Below are 15200 nucleotides of genomic sequence, written 5' to 3' on the forward strand. Positions count from 1 at the left end.
TTGTAACGGCCATCTTAATATAAACATAAGGGATCCTGAGTTGATTGCTTAATATTTAAGTCATTAATGCAGGATTTCGTGAGAAAAGTAGTGATCAGAATGTATTTTACTCTAGGTGTCGCTCATCACTGGTCATCACAAGTTCTGAATTTATTGCAGCGATCAAAGGCTTACTATACATTTAATTGGCCAACTCAGTGGCGATTTGGTTTTGTAGAAGGTATGTCTTATATCGACAACATCACCTATATTGAGCAGTCAGAGATGGAAAAGAAAGGATATACGCAGAGTCACTTGCTCAACTATCTCGATTTTTCTTTTGATGTGAATATGGGGGATTTATTCGACAGTAGTGACTTCAAGCATGTCTGGTTTGGCTATTCCTTACATCACCGTTCGGCGATTTTTGAGAAATCTTCTCAATTTGGGCGCATAAAAGGTGGCAGTAACTACAACACCATTTATATACAGGTTGATTTCTAATGATAAAAGACGGCCACCAATTGGAGGCCATCTTTTTTAAACCAACCTTGTTTAACCAAATCCAGATTATAGCAATGCATAGCGCTCTATAAAATCATTACAGAGTAATTGCTTCCAGTTGCGATGTAGCACTTTTAATGCCATTCGCTGCATTCTCTTCTCCCATGTTCATACCCTCAGCGAAGACAAATTCAACATCTGTAATACCGATAAAGCCAAGGATAGTCTTCAAGTATGGGGTCACATTGTCTGTGGCTGAATCTTTATGGATACCACCACGAGAGGTGATCACAATTGCTTTTTTACCTTGAATTAAGCCTTGAACGCCTGACTCAGTGTATCGGAATGTGACACCCGCGCGAGCAATTAAATCGAACCAGTTTTTTAGTTGTGTTGGAATCGTGAAGTTATACATAGGTGCAGCAATCACTAACGTATCCGTAGCTTTAAGTTCATCAATCAGTTGGTTAGATATGGATACGATTCTTTGCTGTTCATCAGACCGATCTTCTGTTGAACGTAGTGCAGTTACTACAGCGAAATCCAATACAGGGAGAGGATTTGCTGCTAAATCACGAAGTGTAACTTGTTGTGGCTCAAATTTCGCTAAATAGGTGTCAAGCAGTTTGCTTGACTGAGAGTGATCACCAAGAATGCTAGATTTAAGAGCAAGAACGCGAGACATAATGTATTTCCTATAAGGTATCAATAACTGGATGAATACATCGTAGTCGATTTGAATTGTTAGATAAGTTGTCTGAATTGGTCAAGTCATTCTAAAAAATTGAATAAGGATAATATCATCGCACTGGCAAGGATTATGGTACAATCCGCGCAGTTTTATGTAATGAAAAGAATAGGAAACGCTTTGACCTCGTCACAGCCAAATCAAGAAAAACAGACCGCCGTCAAAACCAATAGTGCGGCGTCACTACGCAATGCATTAAGCGAATGCATGATGCGAGATAGGTTTCGTTTTAGCAAACGTATTACTGGTGCAAGTAAAATCAAAAATGAAAAAGCCAGAAACGCCGTCTTTGATGAAATCGCTTTAGATATCGCTCAATCAATGATGGTTGCTCAGCAGCGCGTTCAACATCGAGTGAAAATTGACTATCCAGATTTGCTTCCAGTGAGTCAAAAGCGTGATGATATCGCGCAGGCGATCGCTGAAAACCAGGTAGTCATTGTTGCTGGTGAAACTGGGTCGGGGAAAACGACGCAGTTACCTAAGATATGCGCTGAACTTGGGCGTGGTAAATATGGTTTGATTGGTCATACACAGCCACGTCGTCTTGCGGCTCGTTCTGTTGCGAATCGTATTGCTGAAGAGATGGAAACCGAGTTAGGCGATTTTGTCGGCTATAAAGTTCGTTTTAACGATCAAATCTCCGACAACACTCAGATCAAGTTGATGACAGACGGTATCTTACTGGCTGAGATTCAACACGACCGCTTTTTGAATCAATATGACACCATCATTATCGATGAAGCGCATGAACGTAGCCTCAATATCGATTTTATTTTGGGTTATCTCAAAGAGTTGTTGCCACGTCGACCAGACCTAAAAGTGGTGATCACTTCTGCGACGATTGATCCACAACGTTTTTCAAACCACTTTAGTGGCGCGCCGATTATCGAAGTTTCTGGGCGCACTTACCCTGTTGATACGCGCTACCGACCTCTATTTGGTGAGGATGATGCCGATCGCGATCAACTCGAAGGTATTTTTGAAGCGGTAGATGAACTTTGCGTAGAAGGTCTTGGCGATATACTGATCTTCATGAATGGTGAGCGTGAGATTCGTGATACCGCTGAAGCCTTAGGTAAGCGTAACTTACGTGATACCGAGATCGTGCCGCTTTACGCCCGTTTGTCAGCTGGCGAGCAAAATAAAATTTTCCAACCTCATACAGGTCGACGCATTGTACTCGCCACGAACGTAGCAGAAACGTCCTTGACCGTGCCGGGTATCAAGTATGTGATTGACCCAGGTACTGCACGTATTAGTCGATACAGTTATCGCACTAAAGTGCAACGTTTACCTATCGAGCCGATTTCACAAGCGAGTGCAAATCAGCGTAAGGGGCGTTGTGGACGTGTCGAAGAAGGTATTTGTATTCGTTTGTACTCGGAAGAGGATTTCCTGTCTCGTCCAGAATTTACCGATCCAGAAATTCTTCGCACTAACTTAGCGTCTGTTATTTTGCAAATGACAGCACTAGGACTTGGGGATATTGAAGCGTTTCCCTTTGTTGAAGCACCAGATAAGCGAAATATTTTAGATGGTGTGCGACTACTGGAAGAATTAGGGGCCATTGTTCCTGATTCAAAGAAAAAAGATCAAGATGCTAAAAAACGCTTAACCGATATGGGGCGAAAATTGGCGCGTTTACCTATCGACCCGCGTTTGGCTCGTATGGTTCTGGAGTCGACGCGTTTTGGTTGTGTAAAAGAGCTAATGGTGATTGCCTCTGCACTGTCGATTCAAGATCCGCGGGAAAGGCCATCCGATAAGCAGCAATCTTCTGATGATAAACATCGCCGCTTCTTTCATGAAGAGTCCGATTTTCTCACCTTAGTTAACTTGTGGGATTACATTCAAAAACAGCAGAAATCGCTCACTGGGAATCAATTTCGCAAACAGTGTAAACAAGACTACCTAAACTATTTACGTGTACGTGAATGGCAAGATGTCTATTTCCAAATCCATCAGTCAATGCGCGAAATGGATTATAAACTCAACGCTGAACCGGCTAATTACCAATGTGTTCATAGTGCGATTTTGGTTGGTTTGCTGTCTCATATCGGTATTAAAGATCAAGAAAAACACGAATATCAAGGTGCACGTAACGCACGTTTTAATATCTTTCCTGCATCGGGTTTATTTAAAAAACAACCCAAGTGGATCATGGTGGCTGAGCTAGTAGAAACCTCCAAGCTATGGGGGCGTATCGCTGCTAAAATCCAGCCAGAATGGATTGAGCCCCTAGCCAAGCACTTGATTAAACGTACTTACAGCGAACCGCATTGGTCGAAAAAGCAAGCTGCTGTCATGGCTTACGAAAAAGTGATGCTCTACGGTGTACCGATTGTTCCGAAGCGTTTAGTCAATTACAGCTCGATAGATGAACCTCTATGCCGTGAAATATTTATTCGCAGTGCGTTGGTCGAAGGTGATTGGGAAACAAAACACGCATTCTTCAAGCAAAATCGCAAGTTGCTGCTTGAAGTAGAAGAGCTAGAACACAAGTCACGTCGCCGCGATATTTTGGTCGATGACGAAGAACTGTTTGAATTTTACGATCAACGTGTTGGAACTGATGTCGTCTCTGGCCGTCATTTTGATGCATGGTGGAAAAAGGCGAGTAAAGAGACTCCGGAGCTGCTCAACTTTGAAAAAGAGATGCTATTCAAAGGTGATGCCAGCCATGTTACAGATTTAGATTATCCAAACTTTTGGCATCAGAATGGGATAAAGCTAAAAATAAGTTATCAGTTTGAACCAGGCATTGACAGTGACGGTGTCACCATTTACTTGCCATTACCAATATTAAACCAAATTGAACCGGCAGGGTTTGATTGGCAGATCCCGGGTTTGCGCCATGAGCTGGTGGTGAGTTTGATCAAATCGCTACCCAAAACGGTTCGTAAAAACTTTGTGCCTGCGCCTAATTATGCCGATGCCTTTTTAGCCCGTGTAACCCCTATGGAATTGCCGTTGTTAGACGCAATGGAAAAAGAGCTACGCCGCATGACTGGTGTCGAAGTCAAGCGTGAAGATTGGAATTTAGACCAAGTGCCTGATCATTTGAAGGTCACTTTCCGAGCTGTCGATCATCGAAACCGTAAGCTCAAAGAACATAAAGACTTACACGAATTGAAAGAAAGTTTGAAAGAAAAGGTTCAAGAGACACTTTCTCAAGTTGCCGATGATGATATTGAACAGCAAGGTTTGCATACTTGGAGCTTCGGTGAGTTGCCAAAAGTGTATCAACAAAAACGAGGTGGGTTTGAAGTCAAAGCTTACCCAGCCTTAGTTGATGCAAAAGATAGTGTGGAAATTAAGCTCTTTGAAACGGAACAAGAGCAAATCAGTGCCATGAAAGCAGGACAAAGACGTTTGATCTTGCTTAACGTCCCATCACCGATTAAATATTTACATGCGAATTTGCCCAATAAATCTAAACTGGGCCTATATTTTAATCCTTATGGTAAAGTTTTAGATTTGATTGATGACTGCATTGCATGTGGTATTGATAAATTATTAGAAGAGCGGGGCGGTTTAGTCTGGCAACCCGAGGAATTTGAAGCGCTAAAAGAGTATGTGCGTGCGGAATTGGGCGATACTGTAGTGAATATTGCTCAACAAGTTGAAACGATTCTGACAACGGCCTTCAACATTAACAAAAAGTTAAAAGGCAAAATCGATTTTACAATGGCGTTTGCTTTGTCTGACATAAAAGCACAAATCGAAGGGCTTCTTTTCAAAGGATTTGCCACTGAATGTGGTTGGAAACGTTTGCCTGATATTTTGCGATATTTACGTGCTGTAGAGCGACGGATGGAAAAATTGCCAGTTGATCCGAATAAAGATCGTCTGCACATGCTGAAAATTGAGTCAGTGCTCAATGATTACAAAGAACTACTCAACAAGATCCCACGTGGCATAGCAGTACAAGAAAACGTTAAAGAGATCCGTTGGATGATAGAAGAATTACGCGTTAGTTTGTTTGCTCAACAACTCGGAACACCTTATCCAGTTTCTGATAAGCGAATTAAGAACGCGATTGATGCCTGTTAGGTATAAAATTTGCATTGGATAAATGTATCTACTGTAATTTGACGCTATGTGGCAATGGAGTGCCGGTTTGACTCCGTTGCCAAACAATATGAAAAGGTTAATTATGAAAAAGACTTTACTAGCTCTTGCTCTGATTGGGGCATCTTCAACGGCTTTTGCTGATTCTTGGATCTACGGTGGTGCTTCTGTTGGCCAATCGGATTTAGACAGCGAAACTTCAACCTCATATAACATTCATGTAGGGACTGGTATTTTACCTTTCATTGGTATTGAAGGCGGCTACACTGATCACGGTAAATTTGAATATACGGGCGGTGACCTGAAAGCATCTTCAGTTTATTTTGCGGTTAAACCAAGCATTAACTTTGGTCCTCTGCAGGTTTACGCAAAAGGTGGTATTCACTCTTGGGATCTTACTGACAGTCGTGCGGCTTTCTCTGATGATGATGGCTTTGATTTTATGTACGGTGTGGGTGCGGACTACGCAGCATTTGGCCCAATCTCTCTTGGTGCTAACTACATCAACTATATAATGGATAAAAGAGACGTAGGCACTTTGTCTTTCACAGTATCGTTCAATTTCCTTTAAGTGCCATTAACCTAAGCTATTAGGTGATAGTCAAAACGCCAGTACTCAACGACTGGCGTTTTTGCTTTTCTAAACTAAGTGAATAAGCGAGCTTTGGGAAAATGGTGGCAGCTTTTTCTATATTTGGCGCTTTATCAATAATCTCAAGGGATTTAATGAACTCTTAAACTTATTTAGTCAAGGTTTTCAAAAAAATCGCTCTCTAAGTTTTCACCTTTATCATGTACCAGCGCAATGTATCCATTGGTGTACGACCAATTGCTACCTTAGCATTGCCAATTCGCTATCAAACTCGAGATCTTGAGCCTTTAATTCCGCCATTAATGGGATAATAAAACTGTTTTTAAGGTAATGGTTAAACCGTTCTACTTTTCCCTTGGTCTGTGCTTGATAAGGGCGACATGCTGACAATTTAAAGCCATAATCTTTGGACATTTCAAGCATTGCAGGATGATATCGGTGCTGACCATCAACATAAGCATCACGTTCAATGATCAACGCTTTAGCGTTATCGCACAATACTTGCTGCGAGACTCCGCCAAAATAATCAAACGCTTCTTTCAAACTCTGCTGTCAGGCTTCTGCACGCTCGTGATCAAAAAACTTAACGTAGCAAGATCGAGAATAGCCCAGTGTTGCAACAAACGCTTTCAACGACTGCTTTCCTCTGCGAATGATGGTGAAGTTGATTTGCATCTGTTGTCCTGGTTGTGTTTCAAGTCGTATGACAGGCTCAGGCGTGCTTTGTTTGAATTTAGCAAGATAACTGCGCAGCATAGAAACGCCAATTTTTGTATTGGTGGTGACAGCGAGAGAGCTATTCCCGCTAATACTGAAAGATCTAGCGAGTCTGTCTTGACATAGGAGCGTCAATGCGGCGATGGAGCGCTTCTTTAGAAGCTTGAAAACAGAATGGGTTCCAACGGCAGGTTATCGTACTTTTGCAGAGGCTCACAAGAGATCATCCGATACATTATTGGATATTACAGCCAGCTCAGGTTACATCAGTATAACGGTGGGAACGCCCAATGAATCTGAACGCTTGTACTGGGAAAACTCTAAAACCGTGGCCAATTTTAGTTGACCACTACAGAAGTAAGCTTCGTATAGTTTTCGATAACTTGTGTCTCAGTAATCTCTATTTCAACTAACGAGGTAGAGAGACCAAGCTCATTCAGTAAAACTATTAACTGCTCAGCATGAGCAATATTTATAAGTTGTTTGTAGTGGTAATTAATAGAAATACCGATATCATGTTAAAACATGAGAACGTGTCCAAAATAAACAATAATTAATTGCTTTATTAACTATTTTACTTGTCATTTCTTATAGAAAGCCAAATGACTGAACTTTATTTAAAAACTGATTTAGAGCGATAACACGCGAATGATAACCCACCTTGCTAATACTTCACATCTGACCACTTTCTCAGTGTCGAGAGACATAATTGGTTGGAAGTAGGGTTAGAGGTTATTGTTCCGTAAAGCTGTTTCTATATTTTCTTTTGGAGATTATCATTCAACCTCGCACTAATTTCATTAAAAATGACGAAATTTATAAAAAGTTCAATAAATAATCAAGATGAAATTAAACCTATATAAAACAAATCATTAATATGAAAAATAAAGACAAATTATTAATAAATATTAATAATTGTGTAAAAATATTAAAAAAATAGTATTTGAATATTTCATCAATAACGATTATTTTTCCCAGACTTAAAACACAGGAGGAAAAATAATGAAAAAAACTAACATACTTATAGGTCTTATTTTGGTGATGCCTAATTTAGCTAGTGCTGAAATTGATTATTTCAATAATCTTAGTTTTGGATTTCAATTAGGGGAAAATAATGGCCTAGAACAATATTTAGGTCCATCATATGTTGAAAAAGGTCGACAAGGCCTTGCTGGTGGATATGCGTCGTTAAGTACAACATTCAATAGCAACATCTTTTTTGAAGCCGAATTTACAGGAATGAGTACTGGCAAAACTCAATATCGAGATCATTATGCAGGACTTGGTATTTACGGTTATGCAAATGGTGCTTTACCATTTTTGTCTTTTGGTATAAACCGCATTGATGTTGAACGTGGGAGCGGGAAATTTAATGAGTATAGTCCCTCTGCCCATATTGGAGTTAAGTTTATTCCTATCAGCTTCTTAACATTGACTCCTAGTTATAGATACTCTCATGTTGATAAAGATCCGATGAATAAATTCTCTTTGACGAGTGAAATCAATTTTACAGATCACTTCGCTCTAGAGCTCGGTGCCAGCTATAAAACTTATCGAGAATCAGAACAGTGGTCAGGTATTTCTGGCTTAAAATTCTATTTCTAAATAAACCAAACAAATACTATACATAGGGAAATCATTTCCACATTGAACAAAAGCTGTTCAATGTGGTGCCCTACAAGCATGGAGAAAAAATATGAAAAAAATAATGCTACTTCTACTTATTAGTATGTCATCGCAAGCGGGAGTTAGATTGATTGGAGAGCCCACTCCTCTTTATGAATCCCTTATCAAAGAACAATCAAAAAAAAATGATGATGAAATCAATAATGGTGATGTTTACTACATTAATCTTGCCAGTATGTCTTTAATAGAGGCAAAGCAATCTAGGAAGTTAATTAAAGAAAAGCACACGACTGTGATTGATATGACCGAAGTGCATTCAGAATCAGAGCGTATAAACTTTAGCTCAAAAATTATCGGATTAGGTGTTGATACTCCAGTTGTTGTTTTTGGTGAAATTAAAGGTGAACAAGCCATTAACGTGGTAAATGCAAACATTACAGATATCAACGGCAACGATATTCACAATGAAGACGTAATGTTAGAAAGTCTTACTTCTTCATTGATTCACGTTTTGGACCGTTTTAATGGAGATAAGTAATAATGAATTTAATTAAATGCGCTACTCCATTTCTAGGATTGATGTCTGTCTCAGCCTTCTCAGAAGATTTTCTTCCGATAGTAGAAATTCCATTGTACATCACCAGTCAAAATATTACGTGTGAGTTATTTACTGGGGATGAATATGATCGATGGTCCAATAAAACACGTGATTGGTGTGACGCTGATGCATCTATTGATGTGCGAGTTAATATGTCCCTGATGCGTTCGATTCGCTCATCAACAAAACAAGGTGGATTCACCCCTGACGCTAAATTTGCGCGCTTTACTGTCGATAACAAAGGTCATGGGGCAGGAATTCATCTAGTTGATGACTTGAAGCAAGAATACGCTAATTTCCGAACATGGACTGATAGGAATGAGGTTATTGGCCCCTTTGCAACAAGTTATAATGTTTGGGTAAAGCCAAGTAGTGGTTATATGCCTAAAATCGTAAAAAACTATCCAGACAATAAAAACAGGAGCTTTCAACATCGAGAAACCTGTGGTTTTACTATCGGTGTGGATGCTAAGAAAAGCCTGGAGTTTAGTAAAGATGGGCCTAAAGGAGGAGTCGACTTTGGAACATCTTTTGGCTATCAGCAATCAAAAACGCTAGTATTCGACACTCAAGAATATGAAATTGTCAACCGTTCTTCACTACATGATTTTTCTCTTTCTTTCCAACGAACCTTTGGTATCTGTGATGCGCTAACGCGTAGAGAGGCATCGACTGGTTGTTACTTCAGTGGTCCTATTTGGTCAACTGCTTGGGTTTTTGATAAGAATAAATTCAATCCGATTGCATTCGCCAACTTTAAACCAAACTATGATGTTATTTATGAAGCTCCTGTTAATGAGCAAGGACAAACCCATTTTGAGATCGGAGCTGGTGTGGATTACTCCATTTACACTGGAAGAGTACAGTACGGTGTATTCGCTGCCTTTCATGTTACGCATGAAGAAAGACAAGGGTCACATAACATCAGTTCCACCTTTATTGTTGACTGGAGCCACCCTATATTTCTGCCAGAAAAGCACGTAATACTTCAATCTCTCGCTCACGCGAATCAGTGTTTAACGGCCGATGAAACAAGTAATCATGTATTCGGAAGTGAATGCGATAACGAATTAACACAAGTGTGGGGATATGATAAAGAACAGCGATATGTTAATAGGCAAAACCCTAATACATGCTTATCTATTAATAATGACAAACAGGTCATTACGGAACCATGTAGCTCTAGTCTCGCCCAAAAATGGCAGTGGAAAAAAGATCAATTAATCAGTTTCTTACCAGATAGAGAGAATGTGTGGGCACTTGATCCTGACGCTATTGGCCAAGTGATTAATATTAGTGACGGCCAGCATGCTAAAAGAGGGTGGCTAGAGCAACAAATCAATTTAAATTTGTAGCGTCAGCTTGTGGTTACTATTTATAAATAGCCACAAAGACTAGTTTAAGAGAGCACTAAGTTTATCACTTAAGTCGCTCTCATTATTTTTGGTCTACTGGAACGTTATATGTACTTAAATTAGATGCTTTGTATGGTGATGTATGTCCAAGCCACCATGTCGATAGGAGTTGGCACTATTATAAAATAATAGTGCCATTCAGTGGTAATTATATAAGCATTAAGCAAAGCCTCATCGTAGAAAAATACTGTTATAGAGAACCTAGCAATGTCGATCTGTATATTTTAAATTGACCATCATGTGATTGAACAGATGATAGATTCTCTACGATTGATAAAGCCTATGGCTTAGTTATCTGGAAAGACAATAGATCTATATTTAGGTTGTTCATCGTCATCAAGATCTTCAGGGAAGATTATAGGCTTAGATTTTGATCGTTCTTTTGGCGATGAATCTTTATCTTCTATTCGGCTCTGGATATCTGCCACCGTTTCCATAATCCATTCATAGGCTCCCTCACGGCCTAAACCTTCATAATAAGTGGCTGCGTTATAAGGTGCGGAATAAGCATTTGCAACAAAACTTGCTACACCATAAATTTTACCATCAAAAATGAGAGGGCCTCCGCTATCACCTTTTGTGCTACTGTATTTTGTTACGTAGCCACTACTTTCATCTAATTCATAATCTGGATGAGAAGGCGGTAAAGGAGGGTTTTCAACACTAATCGTGTATGGTGTTGCGTGTGCTAAATTTTGGGATTGTATTTTTTTGAATGCCCACTCAAAATAACGACACCTTGCTTCATCATGTTCTATGCTTGGTTGGTTATAATAGATATTGGAATAATAAGGAGAGGTAGGACATCCTGAGAAATGCACCTCAGTATAATAAGCTTTAGAGTTCTCTTTGGCCGCAACTTTTGCCGGTATCGGCATTTTTTTTAATTGACCAGAAGAATATCCTAGTGGGTAGACTTCCGCACCTAGGGGGATATCGTCTGATGCAATGGGAAGAAATTCGATGCCTTCTGGTGTACTCTCAAGCTCTAAAATAGCAATATCATAGTCGTTAAGTTGATCAATGGCATAAGATTTCACCACTTTTTTTACTTCACCATTAATCGTGCCATTTTTATTTTTAGAATAAAAGAAGTGAGCATTCAAATTATCGAAGGCACAATGTTGAGCGGTTAGGACTGTGTTTGGAGCAATGAGAGCGCCACTACATACGATCCCTCGACGCTCTAAATAAACCATATAAGGCGCATCTTGAGGAGCGATTTCAATACCATTATAGACGGCGTGAGCTTGAAAAGAAGACATCGATGCAATAGCAGCAATTGGGATAAAACAAGGTAGAATTTGTTTTTTTTTCATAATAATTTCTTTTATTAAGTTGTTAATGAAAAGTCATAGATAATGGATATGACTGGGTTATTTTTATTCCATTTAGTGGAATAATTTACGTAAATATTATAGAAATGAACGCCTTGTTCTTGATATTCTTGTAAATATTTATTTAGGGTGTTTTGCGCTCTGAATTTTAATATAAATCAAGTAAAAAACAATAATAAGAATTATATTGATTACAATAAAATGAGTGAAGATCACAAGTGGCGATTATTAATTGTTTTTTTTGTATATATTTTAAACTTTTTAATAGATTGTTTTATTGGTTGTGACTCCAACATGGCTTTGTTGCTTAAATCGATGGAACTAAATCAAGAAGCTACGATCTGATCGGCTACACCCATTAATCGTCGTAGCCTCATGCCTAAACCTCGTTACAAAACAACTAACTGGACGCAGTACAACAAAGCCTTAATAAACCGTGGTTCTCTGACCTTTTGGATTGATGAGGAAGCGATAGCAGAGTGGAAGCAAAACAAACAAGGCAAGCGCGGCAGACCTCGCCAATTCAGCGACTTAGCCATTACTACTGCACTGATGGTGAAACGTATTTTCTCTATGCCGTTGAGAGCACTGCAAGGGTTTCTAGATTCGGTATTTAAGCTGGCTAACATCCCGCTAGTTTGTCCGCACTACACCTGTATAAGCCGTCGAGCCAAGGAAGTTGAGATTTCATTTAAAACCAAAACCAGAGGTGCGATACAACACCTCGCCAGTGGTGCCACTGGCCTCAAGGTTTATGGCGAAGGTGAATGGAAGGTTAAGAAGCATGGTACTGACGGGAAGCGTAGGGTTTGGCGTAAGCTGCATATCGCAGTAGATACTAGCACCCACGAAATAGTCGCAGCAGAGCTGAGATTATCTAACATAACCGATGCCGAAGTACTTCCCAACTTGCTTAAGCAGACACGTTGTAAAATCATTGAGATATCAGACGATGGTGCTTATGACACAAGGAATTGCCATGATGCCATACGGATAAAGTAAGCTGTTGCGCTCATCCCGCCAAGAGAGGGAGCAGCCTTCTGGGAACAAGGGCATCCTCGTAACTTAGCGGTAGGTTGCCAAAAGCTCTACGGCTCCAACAAGAAGTGGAAAAAGCGGTATGGCTATCATAAGCGCTCGCTATCAGAGACAGCAATGTACCGAGTGAAACAGTTGTTAGGTGGGAAATTAAGCCTGAGGGACTACAACGCTCAAGTTGGTGAGACTTACGCTATGATCAAAGCGCTGAACAAGCTTACAGGGCTAGGTATGCCTGAAACTCAGTATGTTGTTTAAGAACTGAACAACATGGGGCTACCATGTCTTCTCATCGAATTAAGCAACAAAGCCGTTGTTTATTGGTAAATAGGAACAGTGCGCCCGTGCCGAGCGGCAAATCGGTTTCGGACTCGATAATCGCCGCCAGGCCATTGATAGACTTTCTAAAATCCACGAACTCCCGATACAGGTAAACATTCGGGGCGATCAACATTCGTTTCATGACAGTGCTCCGATTAACTCTGCCAGATACGAGGCGGGTGTACCCTGTGGAATGCTGAGTTCAGCGTCATGAATAAATAATATCATGTTGGCGACGGGTGTTTGAGTTAATTGGTAGCGAGTCGTTTTTTCGATAACTTCTGCTTTAACAAAACCACCGATATTGGTTGATTTCATGGTTTGTAACTGCTGGCGTTTGGCATAAAAGGTAGACAGACTTAACCCGTTACGCTCACAGAAGACACGCTGGGATAAGTGACTGGATTCGTATTGCTCGAACAAGCTTTTCCATTCTTGGTCGGTATGTCGTTTTGCCATTTCAGATCTCCTTATGGTTGGAGATTTGATCGTATAGCGTGCTGAGGTTGATTAGAATGCGGTGTTTATGATGCGCTTACATAACAAACACTTCATACACTAATAAATTTACAGTGCATTATTTTAATTGTTTGTTTTTATGAAAAAAAATGTGGCACCTTATTTGCTCTATAGAACTCGATTACTTATTTTAAATTGAGGTGCTTATGGAATTTTTAAGCTGGTTCATGGGATTAGGCTCGATAGTCGTACTCCCGATTTTGATTTTTATATTTGGTCTTATTCTTGGCACAAAACCAGGTAAAGCTGTTATGTCAGCATTAACGGTTGGTATTGGTTTTGTTGGCCTTAACTTAGTCATTGGATTACTTGGTGATAGCTTGGGTCCTGCTGCTCAACAAATGGTTGAACGCATGGGACTAAGTCTTTCTGTAATTGATGTTGGCTGGCCTGCTGCTGCTGCTATTTCCTACGGGACAGCATTAGGTGGTTTATCTATTCCTATTGCGCTAGCCATCAATATGGCTCTTATTGTATTAGGATTAACTCGTACTTTAAATGTCGACTTATGGAATATTTGGCATGCTGCGTTTATTTCATCTCTGATTTATGCATTAACAAATGACATGGCTATAAGCATTGCTGCAACTAGTGTTTATGTCATGATGATTCTCTTGTTCGGAGATATTCTTGGTCGCGTTGTAAATCGATTCTACGGTTTTCCTAACATCACATTTCCTCATGGTACTGCAGCTCCAGGCTTCATATTTGCTTTGCCATTTAACTGGATCTTCGACCGTATTCCTTATCTGAAAGACTGGAAAGCCGATCCAGAGACTATCCAGAAGAAATTTGGGATATTTGGTCAGTCAACTGTTATTGGTGCTCTCATTGGTTTAGGTATTGGATTACTGGCTGGTTATGATACTGCTGCACTTGGGCAGTTAGCTGTCAAAATGGCTGCAGTAATGATGTTGATGCCCAGAATGGTTGCTCTGTTAATGGAAGGTTTAACACCAATCTCAGAGTCTGCGAATAAGTTTGTAAAAAAACGTTTTCCAAATCGTGAATTGTACATAGGTATGGATGCTGCGCTATCAGTTGGACACCCAGCAGTTCTGTCTTCGTCACTATTGCTTGTACCTATTACTATTTTCCTCTCTGTAATTTTACCTGGCAATACAACATTACCATTTGGTGATTTAGCAACTATTCCGTTTTTAGTTTGCTTAATGGCTGCTGTATTTAACGGAAATATTATTCGCACAGTTATAGCTGGATCTTTATATATGATCACTATCTTATATATCACTTCATGGGTTGCTCCACTTGTTACATTAGCAGCCACAGCGGCTAATTTCGATTTACAAGGTAATACATCTATTACAGCTCTAGCTGAGGGGGGGCTCTGGACGACCTCAGGGCGGGAGCATACTTTGATGGATTTATAACCCAAAGAAGACTCTAGCCCGATAATCATCGTTCCATCCCGCTTTTTTCAACTTCACTTTTTGGCTTGGCGCACCACAATCACATTGCTTGAGCATATTCATTACAAAGCGTCTGAACAGCGCTATGTTCTCGACGGCACCATCTAAAGTAATCCGAGAGTTATCCTCTTTAAAAACAATATCTAACACGTAGTGCTGACTGTTTTCAATTCGCCAGTGTTGGCGAATATAATGGCCAAGCAATTTGTGATTCGGCGACATGGAGCTTATGTAGTAAGACGTATCTACAGTACCTTTACCGTTTATCACTCGGTGGCGTTCCACTGCTATGATGCTTCTTA

12 protein-coding genes and 4 pseudogenes are annotated in these 15200 nt (G+C 40.0%); 9 read left to right on the forward strand and 7 right to left on the reverse strand.

What is annotated here, in order from left to right; translation table 11 throughout:
• Positions 1–93 precede the first annotated feature (93 nt).
• Positions 94–483, forward strand: a pseudogene (locus AACW06_RS09345) (MipA/OmpV family protein); the annotation flags it as partial.
• A gap of 97 nt (positions 484–580) precedes the next feature.
• Here the strand turns inward: AACW06_RS09345 and AACW06_RS09350 are convergent.
• Positions 581–1168 carry an FMN-dependent NADH-azoreductase gene (locus AACW06_RS09350; protein WP_192074858.1) on the reverse strand — a complete coding sequence of 196 codons (588 nt, stop codon included), beginning with the start codon at positions 1166–1168 and terminating at the stop codon, positions 581–583.
• A 183-nt stretch (positions 1169–1351) separates the two neighbouring features.
• Between AACW06_RS09350 and hrpA the strand changes: the two genes are divergently transcribed.
• Positions 1352–5287, forward strand: coding sequence for an ATP-dependent RNA helicase HrpA (gene hrpA, locus AACW06_RS09355; RefSeq protein ID WP_192074859.1), 3936 nt, complete (start codon positions 1352–1354; stop codon positions 5285–5287).
• A gap of 103 nt (positions 5288–5390) precedes the next feature.
• Positions 5391–5876, forward strand: a complete 486-nt coding sequence (locus AACW06_RS09360) for an outer membrane beta-barrel protein (RefSeq protein ID WP_192074860.1) — start codon at positions 5391–5393, stop codon at positions 5874–5876.
• 273 nt (positions 5877–6149) lie between these two features.
• On the opposite strand, the pseudogene AACW06_RS20955 reads toward AACW06_RS09360, so the two are convergent.
• Together AACW06_RS20955 and AACW06_RS20960 are read right to left on the reverse strand one after the other, a co-directional pair.
• Positions 6150–6377, reverse strand: a pseudogene (locus AACW06_RS20955) (IS21 family transposase); the annotation flags it as partial.
• 72 nt (positions 6378–6449) lie between these two features.
• Positions 6450–6653 carry a transposase gene (locus AACW06_RS20960; RefSeq protein ID WP_202884016.1) on the reverse strand — a complete coding sequence of 68 codons (204 nt, stop codon included), beginning with the start codon at positions 6651–6653 and terminating at the stop codon, positions 6450–6452.
• Between the two features lie 94 nt (positions 6654–6747).
• Here AACW06_RS20960 and AACW06_RS09370 point away from each other — a divergent pair.
• The 4 genes and pseudogenes from AACW06_RS09370 to AACW06_RS09385 all read left to right on the forward strand — a co-directional run.
• Positions 6748–6960, forward strand: a pseudogene (locus AACW06_RS09370) (IS3 family transposase); the annotation flags it as partial.
• A gap of 656 nt (positions 6961–7616) precedes the next feature.
• Complete coding sequence (locus tag AACW06_RS09375) at positions 7617–8219, forward strand: hypothetical protein (RefSeq protein ID WP_192074861.1); 603 nt, start codon at positions 7617–7619, stop codon at positions 8217–8219.
• A gap of 91 nt (positions 8220–8310) precedes the next feature.
• Positions 8311–8778, forward strand: coding sequence for a hypothetical protein (locus tag AACW06_RS09380; RefSeq protein ID WP_192074862.1), 468 nt, complete (start codon positions 8311–8313; stop codon positions 8776–8778).
• A 2-nt stretch (positions 8779–8780) separates the two neighbouring features.
• On the forward strand, positions 8781–10193 hold the full coding sequence (locus AACW06_RS09385; RefSeq protein ID WP_192074863.1) for a leukocidin family pore-forming toxin: 1413 nt from the start codon (positions 8781–8783) through the stop codon (positions 10191–10193).
• Between the two features lie 347 nt (positions 10194–10540).
• Here the strand turns inward: AACW06_RS09385 and AACW06_RS09390 are convergent, their stop codons facing one another.
• Complete coding sequence (locus tag AACW06_RS09390; protein ID WP_192074864.1) at positions 10541–11572, reverse strand: trypsin-like serine protease; 1032 nt, start codon at positions 11570–11572, stop codon at positions 10541–10543.
• A 393-nt stretch (positions 11573–11965) separates the two neighbouring features.
• Between AACW06_RS09390 and AACW06_RS09395 the strand changes: the two are divergent.
• Positions 11966–12886: pseudogene (locus tag AACW06_RS09395) on the forward strand (IS5 family transposase).
• Between the two features lie 31 nt (positions 12887–12917).
• Here the strand turns inward: AACW06_RS09395 and tnpB are convergent.
• Positions 12918–13091 carry an IS66 family insertion sequence element accessory protein TnpB gene (gene tnpB, locus AACW06_RS09400; protein ID WP_192074865.1) on the reverse strand — a complete coding sequence of 58 codons (174 nt, stop codon included), beginning with the start codon at positions 13089–13091 and terminating at the stop codon, positions 12918–12920.
• Positions 13088–13408 (reverse strand): IS66 family insertion sequence element accessory protein TnpA, encoded by a 321-nt coding sequence (gene tnpA / locus AACW06_RS09405; RefSeq protein ID WP_192074866.1) that lies wholly within the window; start codon positions 13406–13408, stop codon positions 13088–13090. The genes tnpB and tnpA overlap by 4 nt, the downstream gene beginning before the upstream one ends.
• A gap of 206 nt (positions 13409–13614) precedes the next feature.
• Here tnpA and AACW06_RS09410 point away from each other — a divergent pair, with 206 nt between their 5' ends.
• Entirely contained in the window at positions 13615–14859 is a 1245-nt protein-coding gene (locus tag AACW06_RS09410; protein ID WP_192074867.1) for a PTS galactitol transporter subunit IIC, read from the forward strand.
• Here the strand turns inward: AACW06_RS09410 and AACW06_RS09415 are convergent.
• Positions 14854–15200, reverse strand: a 347-nt coding sequence (locus AACW06_RS09415) for an ISAs1 family transposase (RefSeq protein ID WP_192074868.1), incomplete at its 5' end; no start/stop codon positions are given. The two genes, AACW06_RS09410 and AACW06_RS09415, sit on opposite strands and share 6 nt — an antisense overlap.

It is taken from the genome of Vibrio sp. S12_S33, assembly GCF_963889785.1.
Taxonomy (GTDB): Bacteria; Pseudomonadota; Gammaproteobacteria; order Enterobacterales; family Vibrionaceae; genus Vibrio; species Vibrio aestuarianus.

Excerpts from the sequence above, each read along its gene's own strand:
- AACW06_RS09410 (WP_192074867.1), top strand. The coding sequence starts at position 13,615 with ATGGAATTTTTAAGCTGGTTCATGGGATTAGGCTCGATAGTCGTACTC.
- AACW06_RS09360 (WP_192074860.1), top strand. The coding sequence starts at position 5,391 with ATGAAAAAGACTTTACTAGCTCTTGCTCTGATTGGGGCATCTTCAACG.
- tnpA (WP_192074866.1), bottom strand. The coding sequence starts at position 13,408 with ATGGCAAAACGACATACCGACCAAGAATGGAAAAGCTTGTTCGAGCAA.
- AACW06_RS09390 (WP_192074864.1), bottom strand. The coding sequence starts at position 11,572 with ATGAAAAAAAAACAAATTCTACCTTGTTTTATCCCAATTGCTGCTATT.
- AACW06_RS09375 (WP_192074861.1), top strand. The coding sequence starts at position 7,617 with ATGAAAAAAACTAACATACTTATAGGTCTTATTTTGGTGATGCCTAAT.
- AACW06_RS09350 (WP_192074858.1), bottom strand. The coding sequence starts at position 1,168 with ATGTCTCGCGTTCTTGCTCTTAAATCTAGCATTCTTGGTGATCACTCT.
- AACW06_RS09385 (WP_192074863.1), top strand. The coding sequence starts at position 8,781 with ATGAATTTAATTAAATGCGCTACTCCATTTCTAGGATTGATGTCTGTC.
- tnpB (WP_192074865.1), bottom strand. The coding sequence starts at position 13,091 with ATGAAACGAATGTTGATCGCCCCGAATGTTTACCTGTATCGGGAGTTC.
- AACW06_RS20960 (WP_202884016.1), bottom strand. The coding sequence starts at position 6,653 with ATGCTGCGCAGTTATCTTGCTAAATTCAAACAAAGCACGCCTGAGCCT.
- AACW06_RS09380 (WP_192074862.1), top strand. The coding sequence starts at position 8,311 with ATGAAAAAAATAATGCTACTTCTACTTATTAGTATGTCATCGCAAGCG.